The organism is Micromonospora sp. RTBAU3-60, assembly GCF_054963695.1.
The window spans coordinates 133362-152982 of record NZ_JBUEGB010000002.1 but is presented as its reverse complement, the minus strand read 5'-3'; the positions used below and the strand labels follow the sequence as shown (position 1 = coordinate 152982).

The following is a 19621-nucleotide window of genomic DNA, read 5'->3' as shown; positions in this document are numbered from 1 at the left end:
GTCCGGGCAGCGCGTACGACCGGCCCGGGCATGATCGTCCGGACCGGGTATCCTGGTCCGGTTGTCCGCGCCCGGCCGGGTCCCCCCGCTGCCGGTCACGGGCACGACGCACGACCTCCTGCCACGGAAGGACCGTGGCCGCTTAGCCCACAGGAGGTGAGCACGTCTTGCGTCATTACGAAGTCATGGTGATCCTCGACCCCAGCCTCGAGGAGCGCACCGTCGCCCCGTCGCTCGACACGTACCTGAACGTGATCCGGACCGCGGGTGGCTCGGTGGAGAAGACCGACGTGTGGGGCCGCCGGCGCCTCGCGTACGAGATCAACAAGAAGGCCGAGGGCATCTACGCCGTCATCGACCTCCAGGCGTCGCCGGAGGCCGTGGCTGAGCTGGACCGTCAGCTCCGACTCAACGAGTCGGTGCTGCGCACCAAGGTCATCCGCCCGGAGATGCGCTGAGCATCTAGACCCGGCACGTCCGGATCAAGCCTCATCGACGCTGTCGGAGGGCTCTGAGAGCCTGTAGGGCACAGAGATGAGTGCGCGAGGAGATGGTCATGGCAGGAGACACCACCATCACGGTCATCGGCAACCTGACCGATGACCCCGAGTTGCGGTTCACCCCCTCCGGGGCGGCGGTCGCCAAGTTCCGGGTCGCCTCGACGCCCCGCTTCATGGACAAGGCGTCCGGCGAGTGGAAGGACGGCGAGCCGCTGTTCCTCTCGTGCACGGTCTGGCGGCAGGCCGCCGAGAACGTCGCCGAGTCGCTGCAGCGCGGCGCCCGGGTGATCGTGTCCGGCCGGCTGCGTCAGCGGTCGTACGAGACCCGCGAGGGTGAGAAGCGCACCGTCATCGAGCTGGAGGTCGACGAGATCGGCCCATCCCTGCGCTACGCCACGGCGAAGGTGCAGAAGATGTCCCGCTCGGGCGGCGGAGGCGGCTTCGGTGGTGGTGGTGGTGGCCAGGGCGGCGGAGGCAACTTCGACGACCCCTGGGCCTCGGCTGCCCCGGCTCCCTCGCGCGGTGGTTCGGGCGGCGGAAACTTCGACGAGGAGCCCCCGTTCTAATGGCGCCGAGCGCCCGCGATCGCAAACCAGGAGCAAGAGCAATGGCCAAGGCTGCGGCACTGCGCAAGCCGAAGAAAAAGGTGAACCCGCTCGACAAGGACGGGATCACCTACATCGATTACAAGGACACCGCGCTGCTGCGCAAGTTCATCTCCGACCGCGGCAAGATCCGCGCTCGGCGGGTGACCGGCGTGACCTCGCAGCAGCAGCGGCAGATCGCCCGTGCGGTCAAGAACGCCCGCGAGATGGCGCTCCTGCCGTACACGGCCACGACCCGCTGAGAGGAGGCGCGGACATGAAGATCATCCTGACTCAGGAGGTGTCCGGCCTCGGCACTCCGGGCGACATCGTCGAGGTGAAGAACGGCTACGGCCGTAACTACCTGCTGCCGCAGGGCTTCGCGATCGCCTGGACCAAGGGCGCGGAGAAGCAGGTCACGGTCATCAAGCGGGCCCGCGCGGCCCGGGAGATCCGCGACCTCGACCACGCCAACGAGGTCAAGGCCCAGATCGAAGGCCTGAAGGTCAACCTGAAGGCCCGCGCCGGCGACGGTGGCCGGCTCTTCGGCTCGGTCACCCCGGCCGAGGTCGTCGATGCCGTCAAGGCGGCCGGCGGTCCGAGCCTGGACCGCCGCCGGCTGGAGCTGCCCGGTCACATCAAGTCGACCGGCTCCTACCCGGTGAGCATCAAGCTGCACCCCGAGGTGACCGCCAAGTTCAACCTGAACGTCACCCCGAGCTGACGCAGACAGCACGACGGAAGGGCCCGTACCGGGAGACCGGTGCGGGCCCTTCCGCATGTCCCTTCCGACGGCTCCGGTTCGGCGCGTCTACGCGCCGCGACCTGAAGCCATCGTCCGATGACCCCAGCTCGGCTGGCGGCCATGATTCGGCCTCCGCGCCGCCCAGGCGGCGCTCCGGACCGAATGAAGGCCCGTCCTACGCTGCGCCGTGACCTGGAGCCGTCGTCCGATCAGCCGATCGGCTGGCCGGTCGCCGCGCTGATCATCACCGTCGACGGGGCTGGCGCTCGCTCGGGCTGCCCTCCCCGCCTCCCCGGTCCCGGTATCTAACGGCCGGAGCGTGGCCCTTCTCAACCGAAGGTGCAATCCGTTGTCCAGGTGTAGCCGTTCGCAGAGATGCTACGAGACGAACAGCGCGCAGGCTCGACCGGAAATCTGTCGTCCACAGGGTGTGGATTACATAACCGCAGGTCAGAGGCGTTCGGGCTGGAATTCCCCATCACTTGTCCACACCCTACGCACACGCTGCGCACATGTCCTTCCCCAAACATCCACAGGTTGTCCCGAGGCTCGTCCACCGGCATGGTTGAGGGCCTGACCTCGGGTTCCGTATCGTGGTCCCCCGACCGTCCGGGCGGTGGCCCCCGATCGACCGGAGGGTCGTCGGAGATGTCAGAGCCTGGCGGCAGAGCTGGACTCGACCCGACGCAGCGAGGGGGGACCCGTGTCGGTCAGCGACGACACGCGGACGGAGCGGACCGGGGGGCCGCCGCCCGCGCCCGCGCAGCGGGACGCACAGTTCGAGAAGACACCGCCCCAGGACGTGGCCGCCGAGCAGTGTGTCCTCGGCGGCATGCTGCTCTCCAAGGACGCCATCGCGGACGTCGTGGAGATCCTGAAGTCCAACGACTTCTACCGCCCGGTGCACGCCACGATCTTCGACGCCATCCTCGACATCTACGGCCGCGGCGAGCCCGCAGATCCGATCACCGTCGCCGCCGCCCTCGCCGACTCCGGCGACCTGGCCCGGATCGGCGGCGCGCCCTACCTGCACACGCTGATCGCCAGCGTGCCCACCGCCGCCAACGCCGCCTACTACGCGCGCATCGTCGGCGAGCGGGCCGTGCTGCGCCGGCTGGTCGAGGCCGGCACCAAGATTGTCCAGCTCGGCTACGGCACCGGCCAGGGCGGCAGCCGGGACGTCGACGACATCGTCGACCTCGCGCAGCAGGCCGTCTACGAGGTGACCGAGAAGCGGGTCAGCGAGGACTTCGCCGTCCTGGCCGACATGCTCCAGCCGACCCTCGACGAGATCGAGGCGGTGGGCGCCCAGGGCGGCGTGATGACCGGGGTACCGACCGGCTTCAGCGACCTCGACCGGCTGTTGAACGGCCTGCACCCGGGCCAACTCATCATCGTGGCCGGCCGGCCTGGTTTGGGCAAGGCGCTTGCGCTCGACACCCCGCTTCCCACCCCCGAGGGCTGGACCACCATGGGTGAGGTGGCAGTCGGAGACAAGTTGCTTGCCGCGGACGGCACCCCCACCACCATCACGGCAGTCTTCGACGTCATGTACGACCGACCGTGTTACGAGGTCGAGTTCTCCGATGGTTCGGTCATCGTGGCGGACGCCGAGCACCTCTGGAAGACGACCACCCGGGCCAGCCGGCGGCAGCCGGAGGCGCGCCTGCGCCACTACTGGTCGGAGGAGTCGCTGGCCAAGGTGTGGGCGGCTGCGGCGACGGCCGGAGCGGAGCCGCACCGCCTGGTCACGCTCGCGCAGACCATCGAGCAGGTCGGCCCCGAGTTCCGCAACGTGCTGCACACCGTGGCGCCGCAGTTGGGGGCCAACGGCCGGGTCAGTCGGCCGGTTACCCGTGCCGGCAAGGTGCGGAACTGGACCGCGCCCGGCTATCCGGTCGGCGCGCTTCTGGCCGGCCTCCGTGAGCGGGCCGAGCGGCACGTCAACGACGGCGCCCGGGCGCGCCACGACGGTGTGGTGACGACCGCGCAGATTGCTGCAACCCTGCGTACGGACACGGCTGATCGTCGACTGAACCACGCGGTGGAGAACTGCGCGCCGCTCCAGCTCCCCGAGCGGGGCCTGGTGGTTCCGCCGTACACCCTCGGGGTGTGGCTCGGCGACGGGCACACCGGAGCGAGCCGCTTCACCAGCGCCGACCCGGAGATGGTCGACCTGGTCACGCAGGACGGCTTCGTGGTACGCCCCAGCGGGCCGATGGTCTACACCGTCGTGCTGCCCGCTCCCACCGCCAACCCCGATCGGACCTGTGTCGACTGCGGCTGCTCCACCCGGGCGCTTCGGGAGAACCCTGCGACGCGTCGATGCGCTGAGTGCCACGATCGGAACGGGTCCTTCCTGGCGCTGCTTCGGCAGGCCGGCGTGGCGCAGGAGAAGCACATCCCGCAGGAGTACCTCCGAGCCTCGGAGGCGCAGCGTCGAGCGTTGCTCGCCGGCCTGATGGACACCGACGGCACGGTCGCCCCGGCGGGGAACCTCCAATACACGTCCACCTCCAAGCGCCTCATCGAGGGCGTCAGGGAACTGGTGGTCAGCCTCGGCTACCGGTGCACGATCAACGAGAAGCGGGTGCGGGGACGGACGGAGGATTCGTCGACCGCGTACACCCTCAACTTCTCCACGCCCGACGCGGTCTTCCGTCTGCCGCGCAAGAGCACGGCGCACACGGCGCGGCGGAGGACATCCTCGGACATCCGGACCACTGCCCGGTTCATCGTGGACGTCCGGCCGGTGACGAGCGTCCCGGTGCGCTGCGTCACGGTGGACAACCCGGACCATCTCTACCTGGCCGGCCGGTCCATGATCCCGACGCACAACAGCACGGCGAGCATGGACTTTGCCCGAAATGCTGCTATTCGCTCCAACCAAGCCTCGGCGATCTTCTCGCTGGAAATGAGCAAGGTCGAGATCGTCATGCGACTCCTCTCGGCCGAGGCGCGCGTACCGCTGCACGTGCTGCGCAGCGGCCAACTCTCCGACGACGACTGGACCAAGCTGGCCCGCTGCATGGGCGAGATCAGCGAGGCACCGCTCTTCGTCGACGACACGCCGAGCATGAACCTGATGGAGATCCGGGCGAAGGCGCGGCGGCTCAAGCAGAAGCACGACCTCAAGCTGATCGTGGTCGACTACCTCCAGCTGATGACCTCCCCGAAGCGCACCGAGAGCCGGCAGCAGGAGGTGGCCGACCTCTCCCGTGGCCTCAAGCTGCTGGCCAAGGAGGTCGAGTGCCCGGTGATCGCGGTGAGCCAGCTGAACCGTGGCCCCGAGCAGCGCACCGACAAGCGGCCCCAGTTGTCCGACCTGCGCGAATCGGGATCAATTGAGCAGGATGCCGACGTGGTCATCCTCCTGCATCGCGACGACTACTACGACAAGGAGTCGCCGCGGGCCGGGGAAGCGGACTTCATCGTGGCCAAGCACCGAAATGGCCCCACCGACACGGTGACCGTCGCGGCCCAGCTGCACCTGTCCCGCTTCGTCGACATGGCCATCGTCTGACCCTCCCGCCGCGATGACTTCCCGCCCCGAACGCCGTTACCAGGAAGACGACAGGACCGGGGACGAACCGGCCCGCGGGTGGCCTGTCGGCGGCGTTCTGACTCCCCTGGGAGATCAGCCGAGGAGCGGGAACCAGCCGGCGACCTCACCCAGTTCCCGCCGGTCGCGGTCGGTGAGCGGGATTCGGCCAGCGGCCTTGAGCAGGTACTCCCGGTCGTCCCAGCCGGTCGGCCGGACCGCGTCGTCGCTGAGCAGGCCGTCCACGGTGGCCACCGCGACGTCGACGGCGACGGCACCGGGTGGGGGCGCGTCCGGCAGCTCGACCACCAGGTCGAGGTGGTGGATGACCGCCTCCGTGGTCAGGGTGGCGAGGAAATCCGGTACGCGCAGCACGTGCCCCTGCGTGGTGACGTACCCGTCGGGGTCGGCGGCGGCCGCGCGGACGGCGGCGGGGGCGGTGTCGCGCCAGAGCCGCACCACCCCGCTGGGCCGGTCGAACGCGGCGGCCGAGCGGCGGACCCACTGGGCGTGCCGCACACTGGCCCCGTCGTCGCCGCCCGGGGTGAACGCGCGCCAGTAGCTGACATCGTCCACGTCGGCCGGGCCGTCGACGGGGCTGGCGAGCGTGACCAGGGCCCGCTGGGCGTCGCAGAGGACGTGGAAGAGCAGGTCGGCGACGAGCCAGCCCCGGCAGCGGGTGGGTCGTTGCAGGTCGACGTCGTCGAGTCCGGTGACGACGGCGCTGATCCCGTCATACGCCTGCGCCAGCGCCTCGTGCGCGCGGATCGCGGTCATGGGATGCAGCCTGCCACGGCTGCCGGCGACCGGCAGCACGGGACGGCCGGGCCGGTCGGTCGCCGGCCCGGCCGCACGCCGGTCAGTCGAAGAGCTCGCCGAGGAAGCCGTGGTGCTTCTTGCGCCGGTAGTGGCCGTGGTAGCCGTAATGCTGGCCGTGGCCGTACGCGGGCTGCGCGTAGCCGTGGCCGGGAGGCGGCGGAGGGGGCGGCGGGACGGCGCCGTAGCCGGGCTGGTGCGGCGCGGCGGTGGGCGGCGGTGGCGGCGGCGGGGTGTAGCCGCCGGCGGCGGGGGCGGCCGGCTGCGGGGCGTGCTGCTTGTTCCAGTTCGCCTCGGCCTCGAACAGCTTCTCGAGTTCGCCGCGATCGAGGAAGATGCCCCGGCACTCGCCGCACTGGTCGATGATCACTCCGCTGCGCTCGTACTGGCGCATGTCGCCATGACACTTGGGACAGGTCAGCTGCATGGGACCGACGGTACCCGGTCGATTCACGCGGTGGCCTTCAGCGTTTCCGTCACCTCGTCGTCGGAGACCTCGTGGAAATCGTCGTAGTACGCGCCGACCGCCATGAAGTCGGGCGGCGTCTCCCGGATGACCACCTGGTCGGCCTCGGCGGCCAGCATCTCGTACGCGTCGCGGGAGCCGACCGGCACGGCCACGACGACCCGGGCCGCACCCAGGTGGCGGGCGACCTGCACGGCCGCGCGGGCGGTGGCGCCGGTGGCCAGCCCGTCGTCGACGATGACCGCGGTCCGCCCGGTGAGGTCGAGCGGTGGCCGGCCGGCCCGGTAGAGGCGCTCGCGGCGCTCCAGTTCGGCCTGCTCCCGCTGCCGTACCTCGGCCTTGTCGACCTCGCTGAGCCGGTTGGCGACCATCTCGTTGAGCACCTGCACCCCGCCGGGGCCGAGCGCGCCGTACGCCACCTCGGGTGCGTACGGCACGCCGAGCTTGCGGACCACCAGCACATCCAGGGGCACGCCGAGCCGTTCGGCGATCACCCGGGCGACCTCCACGCCACCGCGTACCAGCCCGAGGGCGATGACGTCCCGCCGCCCGGCGAGGTCGGTGAGCCTGTCGGCGAGCATGCGGCCCGCGTCTGCCCGGTCGCGATAGGTGGTCATATCCTCAGGTTTACGCCCTGCCGACCGGCCGCGTCCACGAGTTGCCGGAAGCGGCGCGGGTGGCGGCGTCGGGGGCCATCCCGGGTTTCGCAGCTGCCAGCGCCGGGGCCCAGACCAGCAGGGCGACCGGGTAGAGCAGGTAACCGAAGCGGGTCGAGGGCATCAGCAGGATCGCCGCGAGCAGCCCGTACCCGCAGATCAGCGCGGTGGTGGCGGCGGTGCGCGGCGGGCGGCGGAGGAGCCGGACGGCGATCGCCGCCCCGGCCGCGACCAACAGCGTGGCGGCGACGATCCGGCCGGCGGGCAGCGCGGTGGCGATCAGGTGACCGGGGAACGGGGACTGCGCGGGGCTGGTCACCAGCCCGTGTCCGAGCGGGAACCGCAGCACGTTCTCCACCAGCGCGTCGCGGTCGACCAGGAGGGCGGGGACCAGCGCGAGCGCCGGCAGCCCGAGGGCGCCGAGGGCGGTGCGGAGGGCGCCCCGGCGGGTGGCGGCCCAGCAGATCAGCACGACCGCGACCGGCCAGGCGAAGAGCTTCAGGGCACCCGCCGCGCCGACCGCCAGGCCGGCCCGTCCGGGCCGGCCGGCGGCGGCGAAGGCCAGCCCGAGCAGGCAGAGCGCGAGTACGGGCAGGTCGTCGCCGCCGGTCGCCAGGGTGAGCGCGCAGATCGGCAGCACGGTGGCCGCCTGTACGGCTCGGAGCAGCGCGGCGTCGCGACGGGGCGTGGCCGGGGCGGGCCGGTTGCGCAGCGTGACCACCGCGAGGGCCAGCACCCCGGCGGTGACCAGGGCGAACCAGACCCGCGCGTCGGTCCACCAGGCGTCGACGGCGGCCCGGGGCAGCCCGAACAACGCCATTCCCGGCTGGTACGGGGTGTAGCCGAGCAGATGCTCGGCCGGGGGCAGCGCGGCGATCGCGTCGTGCCCCAGATAGGGGGTGCCGTGTTCGGCGAGCCGGCTGCCGGCGTGCTCGACCACGACCACCTCCTCCTGCGCCCGGTCGGTACGCCCGGCCGCCCGCTGGATGCTCTGCACCACGACCGGCAGCAGCGCGGTGGCGGCCCAAGCGAAGCCGGTGACCGCCCAGCGGGCGCGGTGCCCGGCGAGCGGCGCGTCGGCGCGGCGGCGCCGGGCGAGGAACTGGCCGGTCACGGCGAGCGCGGCCACCAGGTAGCCGACGGCGGCGAGCGTGCCCCAGGCCCGGTGCGGGAGCAGGGTGGAGGTCGCGGCGGTGACCCCGGCGAAGACCGCCGAGACGGCGTAGAGGCCCAGGTCGAGGGCGAGCCCGCCGGCGGCGGTGTCGATGGCCGTCCAGCGTCGGGTGGCGGGGGCGGGCCGGTCGGGGTCGGCGGTCACGCCGGCCAGTCTGGCAGACGGCCGCCGCCACGCCGGTCCGCCCACCGTGCGCCGGCTCCGCTCGGCTTGCGGATCTTGGAAAGTCTCCGTTCGCAGCTGACGGCAACGGTCCAAGATCTCGCGGGGAGCGGCCCTCGGGGTGCGGGATCAGTGGCGGCTGGGCTCGTCGGCGGTCTGGCCGGCCACGGACGTCGAGGTGGCCCCGCGACCCCGGCCGGCGGAGCGGCGACCCGGCAGGCGGATCACCGCGCCCGCGTCGTGCAGCGGCGCCACGAGGCTGCCCGGTCGGCCGCCCGCCCCCCGCTGGAGGGCGGCGAGCAGCGCGCCGGCCGGCAGCGGCCGGGCGAAAAGGTGACCCTGGCCGGCGGCGCAACCCAGCTCCCAGAGCGCCCGCCGCTGCGGTTCGCTCTCCACGCCCTCGGCCACCACGGTCAGGTCGAGGCTGCGGCCCAGGTCCAGCGTGGAGCGGATCACGGCGGCGGCCTCGGCCGCGCTCTCCATCGCCGTGACGAAGCTGCGGTCGATCTTCAACTCGTGCACCGGGATGCGGGACAGCAGCGACAGCGAGGAGTAGCCGGTGCCGAAGTCGTCCAGAGCCAGCCGTACGCCGGAGTCGCGCAGCCGGCTGAGCACCCGGTCCACCACGTCGAGCTGGCTGAGCGTCAGGGTCTCGGTCAGCTCCAGCACCAGCCGGTCCGGGGGCAGGTCGTGCGCCCGCAGCCGGGCCAGCACCGCCCCGGGGAAGCGGGCGTCGAGGAGGCTGCGGGGCGACACGTTCACCGAGACGGGCAGGTCGAAGCCGGCGGCCCGCCAGCTGCCAGCCGCGATCAGCGCCTGGTCGAGGATCGCCTCGGCGAACGCGGGCAGCAGCCCGGAGCGTTCCACCGCCTCGATGAAGCGCAGCGGATCGATCATGCCGTGCGTCGGGTGGTGCCAGCGGGCCAGCGCCTCCGCACCGATCACCTCGCCGCTGCCCAGGTCGACGATCGGCTGGAAGTTGACGGTGAACTCGTGATCGGCCACCGCGCGGGAGAGTTCGCCGCCGAGGGTGAGCCGGCCCAGGTCCGCGGTGTCCCGGGTCGGGGCGTACGTGGAGATCCGCTGGCCGGCCCGCTTCGCCTGGTACATCGCCACGTCGGCGCGGCGCAGCAGCTCCGGCATCCCGCCGCTGGCCGGGGCGGCCGCGATGCCGCCGCTGGCCTCCACGCTGATCCGCATGCCGTCCAGGTCGAGCGGCTCGTGCAGGGCGGCCAACAGCGCCTCGGCCCGGTGCGCGGCCACCGCCGGGGCGGGCAGCCCACGCAGCAGTACGGCGAACTCGTCGCCGCCGAGCCGAGCCACCAGGTCACCCGGGCGGGCAGCGGCGCGTAGCCGGTCGGCGACCTGCATCAGCACCCGGTCACCGGCACCGTGCCCGAGCGTGTCGTTGACCTCCTTGAAGTGGTTGAGGTCGATCAGCACCAGCGCGGTGACGCCGTCGGCATGCCGGGCGGTCAGCTGCTCGGTGCCCTCGTCGAGCAGGTGACGCCGGTTGGAGAGCCCGGTCAGAGCGTCGTGGGTGGCGGCGTACGCGTGCTCCTCGGCGATCCGGGCCAACTCGGCGTACGCCTGGGCGTTGCGGACCGCCGTGCAGAGCGCGGAGGCGAAGGTACGCAGCGTGTACTGCTCCCGCTCGGAGAGCTCGACGGGGCCGGCGAACCGGAGACGCAGCACCCCGAGATCGGCCACGCGGTCGTGCCCCTCCAGCGCGACCGGGATGACCGTGCCGTCCACCACGCTGGGCTCGGGGGTCTCACCGTCGTACGCGATGCCGCCGGTGCCGCCGCGAACCGTGCGTCGCTCCTCGTGCAGCTCGATCTCGACCTCGTCGGCGGAGAAGAGCTCGGCGGCCTGGGTGACCGCGGTGGTCAGCACCTGGTCGAGGTCGACCACGTTGAGCGCGTCGGTGGTCCGGGCGAGTCGCTGCCAGGCCTGCTGCTCGGTGCGCGCACGGATCCGGGTGGAGTAGGCCAGGTGCAGGCTGAGCACCAGCGGCGGCACGGCGAGCAGCAGCCTCGGGTCGGCCTGGAGGATGAGCAGGGTGCAGACCGCCACCACGAACCGGACCGCGAAGCCGGCGATCCGCAGATCGAGGTCGCTGCGGAACTGCTGCGAGATCCGGGTGCCGGATGCCAGGGCGATGACCGGCATGGCGAGCAGGTCGTCGAGGAGCGCCGCGACCAGGTAGACGATACCGAGTGTGCCGATCAGATCGCTGATCGACGGGGACGCCCAGGGCCAGTCGAGGAACCGGGCCACCGTCACGGCCCCCGCCGCGATGAGCACGTTCTTGCCAATGCCAAAGGCAGTCTTGATCGCCGGTAGGCGCAGTATGGCCGAGGACGCGGCCACACCCACGGCGGTGCCGAGAATGACCCAGGGAGCCGGCGCGATCGCGACCCCGATGACGATGGCCGTCTCGACCCAGGCGATGGCGAGCGTCGTCGACCGTATCCGGACCGAGGTCTTGACGATCCCCCCGACGGCGATCATGAAGATCAGCGTGACGAGCGTCGCGACATCCCTGACCGAGTGGGGAGGCTGCCGCACCAGGAAGATCAGAGCGGTGGCTGCCGCGGCTGAGGCGAAAGCGACGATGAGACCGACGAGCGCCACAAGGTGCCGATCGGTCTCAACAACACGTCGTCCGTCGGTGTGGCTCATCCAGCTCCGTTGGCTGAATGGCTGAAGCCCGTAGCGGCATCAACCAACACGTCTGATGCCCGGAGCCTACAGTGCGAGATTTCCTGCGTGAAGTCTCGAGTTTCAGTGCCACTCGCTGCCGCGCATCGCCCGACTCCTTCCGACTGTCTTTCACAACGTTCGATGGGTCTTAAACCCTGGGAAAGCAGCTTAGGAGTGAGATGCGTCGGTTCAGAAGCCATAAATGTCGGTATGCGCAATATTAGCCAAGACTGTGGCGCTATATGACGTTCTGTCCATCAGTGCTGTGCGGAGCGAAGTGACCTCGATCCCGCACGTGCCCGGCCGGTCGCCCAACGCAATCGCTTGCTGGAAGTGGCATCCTGACTGCAAGCGTCCTCAGTGTCTGCACACTTTTCAACCTCACTTCGGATGGCGTTTCCGGGACCACGATCGGTGAGGTCCCCGGTTGCCGCCGCCGTCTCACGAATGTGCGTCACGGGCCATCGGCCTTCGGCATTCGTCGCTAAAATCCCGGTGCGATCAGTTGAAGCGCAATCAAACCGGAGTCGACCCTCGTGGAAATTCGAGTCCTGGGTGGTCTCGCAGTACGACTCGAGGGACAGCGCCTCCAACTCGGGACACCGAAGCAGCGACTGGTCCTCGCGATGCTCGCCCTGCGTGCCGGCCGGCTGGTGACCATGGACGAGTTGGTGGACGAACTCTGGCCCGAGGAGCCGCCACGTTCCGCCGTTCCCAATGTGCGCACCTACGCGGCCAATCTTCGACGCGCCCTCGGATCCGCTCCGGGCGGGCACGCGACCGTCGTCCGCGAACAGGGCGGATACCGCCTCCGGACGGACGAGCGCAGGGTCGATCTGATCCGCCTGTCGGCGCAGTGGCTCCACGCCCGAGAGGTGGCCGACGCCGGTGATCTGGTGTCGGCGGCGGCTCTGCTCACTGCCGTGCTCAAAGCGTGGCAGGGTCCGCTCTTCGCCGGGCTGCCACTCGGCCCGTCCCTGCTCGCGGCCCGAGAGGTCGTCGAGCGCGAACGGCAGTCCGCCGTCGAGCTCCTGGCCGACCTCCACCTGCGGACCGGTCGCGCCGACCTCGCGGTCCCTCTCCTCCGCTCCCATACGTCCCAGCAGCCCGTACGGGAGCCGGCACAGGCCCTGCTCATGCGAGCCCTCATCCAGACCGACGATCTCAGCGGTGCCCTCTCCGTCTATCAGGCCACCCGTGACGCTCTCGCCGACCAGTTGGGCGTCCGGCCCGGTGCCGAGCTGGAACAGCTCCGGCGACAGGTGGTCGACACCCGGCGGACGGTTCACAAGGCAGGCTGGTTTCCCGGATCGGAGGCGGCCGGGCGTTCCGACGACCAGGGCCGGCACACCAACTGGCTGCCCCGGGTCGTGCCAGACTTCGTCGGCCGCTCGGAGATCGTCGAGCGGATGCTCGCCGAGATCGCCGCCGGGGACGAGGCCGCCCCGGTGATTCGGTTGGTCGACGGGATGGCTGGCTGCGGGAAGACGACCCTCGCTGTACATCTGGCCGCCCGCCTCGCCGACCGCTATCCGGACGGGCAGTTGTTCATCGACCTGCGGGGGCACTCAGAGGGTGCGTCGGTTCAACCCGCCGCGGCGCTGGTCGTCCTGCTCCGGCAGTTGGGCGTGCCGGCCGGCCGGATACCCGGCGAGCTGTCGGACCGGATGGAGATGTGGCGGCGGGAACTTGCGCTCCGCAGAGTCGTGGTGATCCTGGACAACGCGGCTGACAGCGCTCAGGTCGAGGCGCTGCTACCCACCTCCGGCGGTTGTGTGGTCTTCGTGACCAGCCGGCGCCGCCTGCTGGCTCTCACGGCACGGCCTCCGGTGTCCCTTCCGGTGCTCGCCGAGCCCGAAGCGCTGACTCTGCTCAGAGCACTGGTCGGTGAGCATCGAGTGAGAGCCGACGTCGAGGGCGCGATGGACCTGGTGCGCATCTGCGGTCGCCTGCCGCTGGCCATCAGGTTGGCCGGTACGCGACTCGCGCACCGGCCGGCCTGGAGCATGTCCGACATGGTTCGCCGGCTCGTCGGCAAGCCGGCCTTCCTGCCGCAGTTGCAGGCCGAGGACCGGACCGTGGTCGAAGCCTTCGCCGAGTCGTACGAGCCGCTCAGCGACCCGGCGAAGAGAGTCTTCAGATCGTTTGGACTGGCTGCCGGGAGCCATCTCGATGTTGCGATGATCGGCGCCCTCACGGACGTTCCGCTGGACGAGGCGGCCGAACTGGTGGACGAACTCGTCGACCGCCACCTGATGGAGGAGATCGCCGACGGACGCTACCGCCTCCATGACCTGATGAGGCAGTACGCCTTCGAGTTGAGCCTGCAGGCGGATCCCGAAACGACTCGAAGAACGACGATGGAGAGTCTTCTGGACCACCTCGTGCATTCGGTGGTGAAGGTCTCCGCGTCGATCGACGAGCAGCGCCTGGTCAGTCAGCACCTTCGCCTGACCAGCCCCCTACGCCCCGACCTTCTCTCCGTCCGACTGCCCGGCGACCTGGAATGGTTGGAGGAGCAGCGACTCAACCTGGGCGCCCTGGTCCGGCAGGCCGGGCAGGAGGGCCACGACGGGCTGGCGTGGCGGCTGGCCCGGGCAGCCTGGAGGTTCTTCTACACGCGGGGCTATTACGACGACATCACCGCGACCCATCGGGAAGGGCTGGTCGCAGCGCGTAGGTCCGGCGACCGGCATGCGGTCGCTCTCATGCACAACTACCTCGCCTCGGCCTGTGTGCGCACCGGCGCGTACCAGGAGGCGTTGGCGCACTTGAACGAGGCCGTGTCAATCCGAGCCGAACTCGGCGATATCGAGGGCACGAACCGGGCGCGGGTGAACCTGGGGGTCGTCCACTGGCTCACTGGCCGGCTTCAGGAGTCCCTGGAGATCACCAGGTCGGCGCTGCGGGCAGGTGTCCTGGACAACCTTCCGGTGCTGCCGAACCTTGGCCTGACGCTGAGATTCCTCGGCAGGTACGAGGAGTCCATGGCGCTGAACCGGCTGCACCTCTACCTCGCCGGGACCCGACGGGACTACTTCCATGTGGCGAACGCGCTCGGCCATCTGGGCGGGGTGCGCTACCGCCTGGGTGAGAGTGTGCAGGCGGAGCGCCTGCTCCGCGCCTCCCTGGCGCTCCGGGACCGCAAGGGGAACGGGTTCGGCAGGGCCGAGGTGCTCAGCGACCTCGCCGGCACGTACCGGCAGCTCGGTCGCTACGACGAAGCCATGCGGGGCCACCAGGCGGCTATCGAATCCGCCGCCAACTCGGGCGAACGCCACGTGCAAGCCGAGGCGCGCAACGAACTGGCCATGACGCTCCGGGCGATGGGGCGCCTCGAGGAATCGGCGGCGATGTACCGGGAGGCGCTCGACATCGCGACCCGCATCGCTCATCCCTACGAGCAGGGTCGAGCGCTCAACGGACTGGCCGAGCACCTGGTCGCCGGCGATCCGGCCGAGGCACGCAGGTTCTGGCGACGCGCGCTGGCCATTTTTGAGCGAATGGGTGTCCCCGAGCGCCACGAGATTCGTCGGCGGCTGTCCGAAGCGGCTCCCTGACAGGCCGCTATCCGGCTTATCGATTTCTTATCGCGCCGCCCGCTACCGTCCCCCGCGTGTCGACCGAACGGGGGGTCCCGCCACCGGCGGACCCGGTCGACGGGACGCCCGCTGTCAGGTTCCCCCCAGCGACTTCGACGGCGGGTGGCTGAGGGAGGAGCGCCGTGCGGCACGATCGGCACGTTCCGACACCGGCGCTCCTCCCCACCGACGGGTCCGGCGGCCGGTCGTACCCGGGGGTTAGGCTCGCGGCCGTGACCGATCACGCGCAGCTCACCCACGTCGATCAGGCCGGCGCGGCCCGGATGGTCGACGTCTCCGCCAAGCCGGTCTCCGGCCGGCTCGCAGTCGCCGCCGGCCGGCTCCGCACCACGGCCGAGGTGGTGGAGTTGCTGCGCCGCGACGGCCTGCCCAAGGGGGACGCGCTGGCGGTAGGTCGGCTCGCCGGGATCATGGGGGCGAAGCGAACCCCCGACCTGATCCCCCTCTGCCACCCGATCGCCCTGCACGGCGTCACCGTCGACCTGCGGCTCACCACCGACACCGTCGAGATCACCGCGACCGCGAAGACCGCCGACCGGACGGGCGTGGAGATGGAGGCGCTCACCGCGGTGGCGGTGGCCGGCCTCGCCCTGGTCGACATGGTCAAGGCCGTCGACCCGGCGGCCTCCGTGGACGCGGTACGCGTCCTGCGCAAGGAGGGCGGCAAGACCGGCGAGTGGGTCCGGCCGGAGGACCGGCCGTGATCCGGGCCCGAGTGATCGTCGCCTCCAACCGGGCCGCCGCCGGGGTGTACGCGGACACCAGCGGCCCGCTGCTCGTCGCTGGCCTGCGCGAGCTGGGCTGCGAGGTCGACGAGCCGGTGGTGGTGCCGGACGGCGAGCCGGTGGGGGCCGCGCTGCGCGCCGCCCGCGACGAGGGCGTCGACGTGGTGCTGACCAGCGGCGGCACCGGCATCACCTCGACCGACCGGACGCCTGAGGTGACCCGGGCCCTGCTCGACTACGAGGTTCCCGGCATCGCCGAGGCGATCCGGGCCTACAGCCGTGACACCGTGCCCACCGCCGCCCTCTCCCGGGGGCTGGCCGGCGTGGCCGGCCGGATGCTGGTGGTGAACCTGCCCGGCTCCCGGGGTGGGGCGAAGGACGGGCTGGCCGTGCTCGGCCCGATCCTCCGGCATGCCGTCGACCAACTGAGCAACGGCGACCACTGACGAGGCACCCGGCCGGCGATAGGCTCGCCGAATGAGCACGAAAACCGCAGCTACGGCGGCCGAGGTGAGCGCACCGCCGGCCGGGTGGGAGGAGGCCCGAGCCCGGGTGTACGCGGTGGGTCTGGCCGCCGCGCTCCCCGCGGTCGACCGGCCGCTCGCCGACGCCGACGGCCACACCCTCGCCGAGCCGTTGACCACCCGCACCGACCTGCCGGCGTTCCCCACCTCCAGCGTGGACGGCTGGGCGGTGCGCGGGGACGGCCCGTGGCAGGTGGTCGGACGGGTGCTCGCCGGGCACACCCCGCCCCCGCTGACCACCGACGGCACCACCGTCGAGATCGCCACCGGCGCGATGGTGCCGGCGGGGACCACCGCGATTCTGCGGATCGAGGAGTCGACCCGGACCGCCGACGGGCGGGTGGCTGGCACGCCGCGTCCGGCGCCGGAGTGGCGGGAGCCCGGCGAGGAGGCGTACGCCGGGGAGGAGCTGCTGCCCGCCGGCACCCCGGTCGACCCGGCGCTGATCGGGCTGGCCGCCTCCTGCGGTCACGACACCCTGCGGGTCCGTCGCCCGCCCCACGCGGCGCTGCTGGTCTTCGGCGACGAGTTGCTGACCGCCGGCCCGCCGGGCGCCGGCCGGGTCCGCGATGCCCTCGGCCCGGCCGTGCCCGCCTGGCTCCGCCGGTACGGCTGCGCGGTGCGCGCGGCCGATGTGGTCGGCCCGGTGGCCGACACCCTGCCCGCGCATGTGGCGGCCCTGCGCGGCGCGCTCGCGAGCGCCGACGTGGTGTGCACGACCGGCGGGACCATGCACGGTCCGGTCGACCACCTGCATCCGGCGTTGGCGGAGCTCGGCGCGGACTACGTGGTCAACACGGTGGCGGTGCGCCCGGGTTTTCCGATGCTGCTGGCCCGGCTGGTGGACGCCGACGGCCGAGTCCGGTTCGTGGCCGGTCTGCCGGGCAATCCGCAGTCGGCCGTGGTGGCGCTGGTCTCGCTGGTGGCGCCGCTGCTCGCCGGCCTGCAGGGTCGGCCGATGCCGGTGCTGCCGCAGGTCGCCCTCGCCGAACCGATCAGTGGCCGGGGCGACTACACCCACCTCGCCCTGGTCCGGTGGGACCGGGTTGCCGGCACCGCCCATCCGGTGCGCCACGTCGGCTCGGCGATGCTGCGCGGCCTGGCCGGGGCGGACGGCTTCGCGGTGATCCGCCCGGGCACCAGCGGCGTGGCCGGCGACCGGGTGCCGCTCGTACCGCTGCCGCTGACCCCCGGGGAGCGGTCGTGGTGAGCGCGAGGACACGCGTTCCGGGGCGGCTCGCGGGGGATGCGGCCGTGCCGGAACGCGCGCTTGAGCCGGGGTGGCGAGCCCCGCGGTCGCGAACGAAGGAGGAGCAGTGAGCCCGGTCGTGGAGGTTGTCATCGGCGTGGTGACCGACCAGCCGCTCGACCTGGCCGCCCACGAGGCGGCGGTGGCCGACCGACGGGCCGGCGCGGTGGTCTCGTTCCAGGGCGTCGTCCGTGACCACGACCACGGCCGGGCGGTCACCCTGCTCGAATACGAGGGGCACCCGACCGCCGAGGCGGTGCTGCGCGAGGTGGCCGCCGAGATCGCCGCCGACCCGGAGGTGTACGCGGTGGCCGTGTCGCACCGGATCGGTCGGCTGGAGATCGGCGACCCCGCCCTGGTCGCGGCGGTCAGCACCGCCCACCGGGCGGCGGCCTTCGCGGCCTGTGCCCGGCTGGTGGACGAGGTGAAGGCGCGGCTGCCGATCTGGAAGCGGCAGGTGTTCGCCGACGGCACCGAGGAGTGGGTGAACTGCCCCTGACCGGGTGACCCCCGGCGGCGCCGGGTGGGAACGGCGGGCGACGGTCAGCGGCGGCCGGTGAGCTGGGCGGCGCGGACCAGCCGGTCGTGGTAGAACGCGGGTTCCGCGCCGGGTCGCCAGGGCAGCGCCGCGACGAGCACGATCAGGGCGACCGCCAGGGAGTTCTCCATCAGCGCGCCGAACAGGCCGTCCTGGTAGTGCGACACCTCGGGAAGCTGGTGCTCGTACGGCCAGATCGGCGAGATCAGGAAGAGCAGGTAGAGGGCGAGCGCGCCGACCCCGTGCCGCAGCCCGGTGAGCGTCGGATACCAGATCGGCGGGCGCAGCGAGGGCACCCCGCCGGTGGGCGGTATCCCGGTGATCCGCACGGACAGGCCGCGGCTCGCCTCGTGGCGGCGTACCGCGGCGTCGGCCAGCACGATGACCGCCGGGATCACCCAGACCAGGTGGTGCGACCAGGAGATCGGGCTGATGACATTGGCGGTCAGCCCGACCAGGGTGAACGCGGTCAGCTCGTCGCCGTCGGCCCGGGCGCTGGCCGCCCGGGACAGCCCCAGCGCCAGAAGCAGCACTGAGAACGCCAGCCAGAGCAGTCCGGGCGTCTCGATCGAGTCGTAGAGCCGGGCCAGCAGCCCGGCCAGGGACTGGTTGGCGGTCATGTCCGCCGCACCGACCCGCTCGGTCTGCCAGAGCACGCTGCCGAAGTACGTCCGCGACTCCGGCCCGACCACCGCGAACGTCCCGAGGGTCACCCCGATGGCGGTGCCGATCGCGGTCGTCGCCGCCCGCCACTGTCGCGTGATCATCAGGTACGCGATGAACAGCGCCGGGGTGAGCTTGACCGCCGTGGCCAGCCCGATGCCGACGCCGGCCCAGGTGCCGCTGTAGACGAACCGGGCCAGCGCCGAGTCGGCGGTGTCGTGGTGGGTGCCGCGCTTCGCCCGCCAGCGCAGGCCGACCAGGTCCCCCATGACCAGGGCGAACAGCAGCAGGTTGACCTGGCCGTACCCGAGGGTCTCCCGGGACGGCTCGATGGCGACGGCCATCGGCGTGGCGATGCCGACGGTGAACCAGAGCGACCAGCCGAGCCGGTCGACGATCGGGCGCAGCAGCGCGGCCAGTACGACGGCGAGCGCGGCGATGCTGGCCAGGGCGTTGAGCCAGCCGGCGGCCGCGACCGGCAGCCAGGACATCGGCAGCATGACCAGACCGGCGAACGGCGGGTAGGTGAAGCCGAGGGTCGTCGAGGGGGCGATGAAGTCGTAGAGCCCGTTGCCGTTGGCCCACCACACCACGGCACCGTGGTAGATCCGCATGTCGAAGAAGTTGTACGGCCGCCCGAACGCGCCGATGGCGAGCCAGGCGGCGTAGGCGACGGCGACTACGATGCCGATGCGTACGGCTGTCCTGCGATCGACCCGACGCGTGCCGCCCTGGACTGGAGTGAGGCGGTCGATCCGTCTACCGACAGTCGCCGGCATGGCGGTGCCACCCCCGTACCAAGATCGTACTTCCCGTCCAGGTCCCGCACGGAGCCTAGAACGGCGCCTCACGTTGCTGCCTCCCGCGTTATGCGACCGTGTCCGATCCCACACGTGTTTTTGACATTTCCACCGCGTTAACGGGTGTCGGACGGTTCAGGTGATTAGTGGCCTTGCGGGGGGTGGAGGCC

16 protein-coding genes are annotated in these 19621 nt (G+C 71.6%); 10 read left to right on the top strand and 6 right to left on the bottom strand.

What is annotated here, in order from left to right:
• Positions 1 to 167 precede the first annotated feature (167 nt).
• The 5 genes from rpsF (at position 168) to dnaB (ending at position 5352) form a co-directional block, all read left to right on the top strand.
• Positions 168 to 458, top strand: a complete 291-nt coding sequence (gene rpsF, locus ACY34I_RS02870) for a 30S ribosomal protein S6 (protein ID WP_046563719.1) — start codon at positions 168 to 170, stop codon at positions 456 to 458.
• A gap of 80 nt (positions 459 to 538) precedes the next feature.
• Positions 539 to 1066 carry a single-stranded DNA-binding protein gene (locus tag ACY34I_RS02865; protein ID WP_187413307.1) on the top strand — a complete coding sequence of 176 codons (528 nt, stop codon included), beginning with the start codon at positions 539 to 541 and terminating at the stop codon, positions 1064 to 1066.
• Positions 1067 to 1107: 41 nt separating this feature from the next.
• A complete protein-coding gene (gene rpsR, locus ACY34I_RS02860) occupies positions 1108 to 1347 on the top strand; it encodes a 30S ribosomal protein S18 (RefSeq protein WP_013289355.1) in 240 nt (79 codons plus the stop codon).
• Between the two features lie 14 nt (positions 1348 to 1361).
• Positions 1362 to 1808, top strand: a complete 447-nt coding sequence (rplI, locus tag ACY34I_RS02855) for a 50S ribosomal protein L9 (RefSeq protein WP_462752170.1) — start codon at positions 1362 to 1364, stop codon at positions 1806 to 1808.
• A gap of 724 nt (positions 1809 to 2532) precedes the next feature.
• Positions 2533 to 5352, top strand: coding sequence for a replicative DNA helicase (gene dnaB, locus ACY34I_RS02850; protein WP_462752168.1), 2820 nt, complete (start codon positions 2533 to 2535; stop codon positions 5350 to 5352).
• 114 nt (positions 5353 to 5466) lie between these two features.
• Here dnaB and ACY34I_RS02845 read toward each other — a convergent pair whose 3' ends face one another.
• The 5 genes from ACY34I_RS02845 to ACY34I_RS02825 form a co-directional block, all read right to left on the bottom strand.
• Positions 5467 to 6147 carry a maleylpyruvate isomerase N-terminal domain-containing protein gene (locus ACY34I_RS02845; protein ID WP_462752166.1) on the bottom strand — a complete coding sequence of 227 codons (681 nt, stop codon included), beginning with the start codon at positions 6145 to 6147 and terminating at the stop codon, positions 5467 to 5469.
• An 82-nt stretch (positions 6148 to 6229) separates the two neighbouring features.
• Positions 6230 to 6613, bottom strand: coding sequence for a TFIIB-type zinc ribbon-containing protein (locus tag ACY34I_RS02840; RefSeq protein WP_462752164.1), 384 nt, complete (start codon positions 6611 to 6613; stop codon positions 6230 to 6232).
• 23 nt (positions 6614 to 6636) lie between these two features.
• Positions 6637 to 7269 (bottom strand): phosphoribosyltransferase, encoded by a 633-nt coding sequence (locus ACY34I_RS02835; protein WP_462752162.1) that lies wholly within the window; start codon positions 7267 to 7269, stop codon positions 6637 to 6639.
• 10 nt (positions 7270 to 7279) lie between these two features.
• Positions 7280 to 8626, bottom strand: coding sequence for a glycosyltransferase 87 family protein (locus ACY34I_RS02830; protein ID WP_462752160.1), 1347 nt, complete (start codon positions 8624 to 8626; stop codon positions 7280 to 7282).
• Positions 8627 to 8773: 147 nt separating this feature from the next.
• Positions 8774 to 11329, bottom strand: coding sequence for a putative bifunctional diguanylate cyclase/phosphodiesterase (locus ACY34I_RS02825; protein WP_462752158.1), 2556 nt, complete (start codon positions 11327 to 11329; stop codon positions 8774 to 8776).
• A 647-nt stretch (positions 11330 to 11976) separates the two neighbouring features.
• Between ACY34I_RS02825 and ACY34I_RS02820 the strand changes: the two genes are divergently transcribed.
• The 5 genes from ACY34I_RS02820 (at position 11977) to ACY34I_RS02800 (ending at position 17949) form a co-directional block, all read left to right on the top strand.
• The gene (locus tag ACY34I_RS02820; RefSeq protein ID WP_462752156.1) at positions 11977 to 14910 is read left to right on the top strand and encodes an AfsR/SARP family transcriptional regulator; all 2934 of its coding nucleotides are present in this window, start codon (positions 11977 to 11979) and stop codon (positions 14908 to 14910) included.
• A 254-nt stretch (positions 14911 to 15164) separates the two neighbouring features.
• Complete coding sequence (gene moaC / locus ACY34I_RS02815) at positions 15165 to 15656, top strand: cyclic pyranopterin monophosphate synthase MoaC (RefSeq protein WP_462752154.1); 492 nt, start codon at positions 15165 to 15167, stop codon at positions 15654 to 15656.
• Positions 15653 to 16123, top strand: coding sequence for a MogA/MoaB family molybdenum cofactor biosynthesis protein (locus tag ACY34I_RS02810; RefSeq protein WP_462752152.1), 471 nt, complete (start codon positions 15653 to 15655; stop codon positions 16121 to 16123). The genes moaC and ACY34I_RS02810 overlap by 4 nt, the downstream gene beginning before the upstream one ends.
• Positions 16124 to 16154: 31 nt before the next feature.
• Positions 16155 to 17411, top strand: a complete 1257-nt coding sequence (locus ACY34I_RS02805) for a molybdopterin molybdotransferase MoeA (protein WP_462752150.1) — start codon at positions 16155 to 16157, stop codon at positions 17409 to 17411.
• Positions 17412 to 17517: 106 nt separating this feature from the next.
• Positions 17518 to 17949 carry a molybdenum cofactor biosynthesis protein MoaE gene (locus ACY34I_RS02800; RefSeq protein WP_462752148.1) on the top strand — a complete coding sequence of 144 codons (432 nt, stop codon included), beginning with the start codon at positions 17518 to 17520 and terminating at the stop codon, positions 17947 to 17949.
• 44 nt (positions 17950 to 17993) lie between these two features.
• Here ACY34I_RS02800 and ACY34I_RS02795 read toward each other — a convergent pair whose 3' ends face one another.
• Entirely contained in the window at positions 17994 to 19430 is a 1437-nt protein-coding gene (locus ACY34I_RS02795; RefSeq protein WP_462752146.1) for a glycosyltransferase 87 family protein, read from the bottom strand.
• Positions 19431 to 19621 lie beyond the last annotated feature (191 nt).

Excerpts from the sequence above, each read along its gene's own strand:
- rpsR (WP_013289355.1), top strand. The coding sequence starts at position 1,108 with ATGGCCAAGGCTGCGGCACTGCGCAAGCCGAAGAAAAAGGTGAACCCG.
- rplI (WP_462752170.1), top strand. The coding sequence starts at position 1,362 with ATGAAGATCATCCTGACTCAGGAGGTGTCCGGCCTCGGCACTCCGGGC.
- ACY34I_RS02845 (WP_462752166.1), bottom strand. The coding sequence starts at position 6,147 with ATGACCGCGATCCGCGCGCACGAGGCGCTGGCGCAGGCGTATGACGGG.
- ACY34I_RS02840 (WP_462752164.1), bottom strand. The coding sequence starts at position 6,613 with ATGCAGCTGACCTGTCCCAAGTGTCATGGCGACATGCGCCAGTACGAG.
- ACY34I_RS02835 (WP_462752162.1), bottom strand. The coding sequence starts at position 7,269 with ATGACCACCTATCGCGACCGGGCAGACGCGGGCCGCATGCTCGCCGAC.
- ACY34I_RS02825 (WP_462752158.1), bottom strand. The coding sequence starts at position 11,329 with ATGAGCCACACCGACGGACGACGTGTTGTTGAGACCGATCGGCACCTT.
- ACY34I_RS02820 (WP_462752156.1), top strand. The coding sequence starts at position 11,977 with ATGCTCGCCCTGCGTGCCGGCCGGCTGGTGACCATGGACGAGTTGGTG.
- ACY34I_RS02805 (WP_462752150.1), top strand. The coding sequence starts at position 16,155 with ATGAGCACGAAAACCGCAGCTACGGCGGCCGAGGTGAGCGCACCGCCG.
- ACY34I_RS02795 (WP_462752146.1), bottom strand. The coding sequence starts at position 19,430 with ATGCCGGCGACTGTCGGTAGACGGATCGACCGCCTCACTCCAGTCCAG.